The organism is Thiomonas sp. 13-64-67 (assembly GCF_002282795.1).
In the GTDB taxonomy this organism is placed as follows: domain Bacteria; phylum Pseudomonadota; class Gammaproteobacteria; order Burkholderiales; family Burkholderiaceae_C; genus Thiomonas; species Thiomonas arsenitoxydans.
Window position 1 is genome coordinate 1 of sequence record NZ_NCKP01000124.1, and the last position, 2,347, is coordinate 2,347.

Consider the following 2,347-nt stretch of genomic DNA (forward strand, 5'->3'; position numbering starts at 1 on the left):
CACGGCTGCATGGACGTGCCATGCAAAAACGTACTGCGCGGACGCGAACTCGTGCGTCAACATGGCCTGCGCCTGAAGGCCGAACATCTGGGCGGCGAAGGCCACCGCAATGTGCTGTTCGAGATTTGGAGCGGCGACGCCTATCTGAAATTCTGGGGCCAGAACGCGCAGCAAAGCATGGGTTGAGTCCCATCAAAACCCTTCCTACTGGAGACGCTTTCATGATTCGGACCGACAAGGTCAAGGTGTTCATCGTCGACGATTCCGCCGTGGTGCGGCAGGTGCTGCAGGCCGTGCTGCTGCGCGATCCGGGCATCGAGGTCATCGGTGTCGCACCCGACCCGCTGTTTGCCCTGCAGCGCATGCAGCTAGGCCAGTGGCCCGACGTGCTGGTGCTCGACGTGGAGATGCCCCGCATGGACGGCATCACCTTCCTCAAGAAGCTCATGGTCGAGCATCCGCTGCCGGTGGTCATCTGCTCCACACTTACCGAAAAGGGCGCGCAGATCACGCTCGATGCGCTAGCGGCCGGGGCCGTCAGCGTGGTGACCAAGCCGCGCGTGGGCCTGAAGGACTTTCTGCTGGAGCAGACCACCGAGCTGACACAGACCATCAAGGCCGCAGCCCGCGCCAACACCGGCAGTCTGCGCGCCTTGTCGCGGCCCGTGGTCAGCGTGGTCAAGACCGCCGCGCCGCCCACGTTCACCCCCAGCGTGCATGTGCTGACCGACACCACCGAGAAAATCATCGCCATGGGCATGTCCACTGGCGGCACCGTGGCGCTCGAACGCGTGCTCACCACCCTGCCCCGCACCCTGCCGGGCATCGCCGTGGTGCAGCACATGCCGGAGAAGTTCACCGCCACTTTTGCCGAGCGCCTGAATTCCGTCTGCGCCCTCGAAGTGCGCGAGGCGCGTGACGGCGACCGGCTGATTCCCGGGCTGGTGCTCATCGCGCCGGGCGGTCGCCACATGCAGGTACGGCGCAGCGGCGCGCAGTACCACGTCGAAGTGCGCGATGGCCCGCCGGTCAACCGCCACCGGCCTTCGGTCGATGTGCTGTTCCGCTCAGTGGCGCAATGCGCCGGGCGCAACGCGTTGGGCATCATCCTCACCGGCATGGGCGACGACGGCGCGCGCGGCCTCAAGGAGATGCACGACGCCGGCGCCCGCACCGTGGCGCAGGACGAGGCCACCAGCGTGGTCTACGGCATGCCCAAGGAGGCGGTGAAACTTGGCGCTGCCGACCGCAGCCTGGCCCTGGGCGACATCGGCGCGGCGATGGTGGAATACGGCCGCGGTTGACCCCAGACTACGCACCCACACGGGGTCTTCCCCTATGCAGCGGCACTGGCCTCGTGTCGTTGCATAAGCATCAAGTTAAACCTCTCTCTACCCTGATGAACAACCTTCGTATTCGCACCCGCATGACCTTGGGCCTGCTCGGAATGCTGGCCGTCATCGTGCTCAATGCCGCGCTTGCGCAGCAGCAATTGGCGCAATCCAACGCCCGGCTCGACGCCATCGTGCATGTGCAAAGCCAGCGCATCGCCCTGCTCAATACTTTTTTCACCAACTTCCAGGGCACCACGGCAGCGCTATATCAAACCCTGCTGAACCCGGCACACGCGCAGGCGCAGCAGGCCCTCAAAAAGCAGCTCGCCGAAAACCGTGAAAGCACGGCCCAGGTGTTCAAAGAGTTGCAAGCCTTGCCGCCGGATGCCGAGGTCAACGCGCAACTCGCTGAAATTCACAGCCTGATGGCAAAGAACCGGGGCGTGCAGCAGCAGGTCATCGGTCTGATGCAGCAAGGGCTCTATCCGCAGGCCAGCACCATCTACACCCAACTGGCTTCGCCCATCGTGCTCGCCATGCACCAGCACATCAGTGCGTTGATCGCCCATCAGAAAGCGCAGATGCAGGCGGCGTATGCGCAAAGCCAGGCTGCCTATGCAAGTGCGGTTCGCCAGGCGCTGTGGATCACCATCGGCTTCATCCTCGCAGCAATGGTGGGCGGCTTCTGGATCACCCGCTCCATCACCCGCCCCCTGGCCGAAGCCGTTTCTGTCGCCCAGCGCGTGGCCGAAGGCGATCTGTCGGTGCGGGTGGCTTCTACGTCGAAGGATGAAACCGGGCAGTTGCTCTCGGCTTTGGGGGAGATGGTCGGGCGGCTGACTTCGGTCATCGGCTCGGTGCGGTCGTCGGCCGAGCAGTTGCTCTCGGCGTCCACGCAGGTGTCGGCCACTTCACAAAGTCTGTCGCAGTCGTCTTCGGAGCAGGCGGCGTCGGTGGAGGAAACCTCGGCCACGCTGGAGCAGGCGACCGCTTCGATTCGCCAGAACGCGGAT

Annotated in this window: 2 protein-coding genes and 1 pseudogene; all 3 read left to right on the forward strand. The window is 64.5% G+C overall.

Going from position 1 to position 2,347, the window contains the following annotated elements; all coding sequences use genetic code 11:
* Positions 1-186: pseudogene (locus B7X30_RS15465) on the forward strand (chemotaxis protein CheD); the annotation flags it as partial.
* 35 nt (positions 187-221) lie between these two features.
* On the forward strand, positions 222-1,304 hold the full coding sequence (locus B7X30_RS15470; protein ID WP_286731825.1) for a protein-glutamate methylesterase/protein-glutamine glutaminase: 1,083 nt from the start codon (positions 222-224) through the stop codon (positions 1,302-1,304).
* A gap of 95 nt (positions 1,305-1,399) precedes the next feature.
* Positions 1,400-2,347, forward strand: a 948-nt coding sequence (locus B7X30_RS15475; RefSeq protein ID WP_286731828.1) for a methyl-accepting chemotaxis protein, incomplete at its 3' end; no start/stop codon positions are given.

Excerpts from the sequence above, each read along its gene's own strand:
- B7X30_RS15470 (WP_286731825.1), top strand. The coding sequence starts at position 222 with ATGATTCGGACCGACAAGGTCAAGGTGTTCATCGTCGACGATTCCGCC.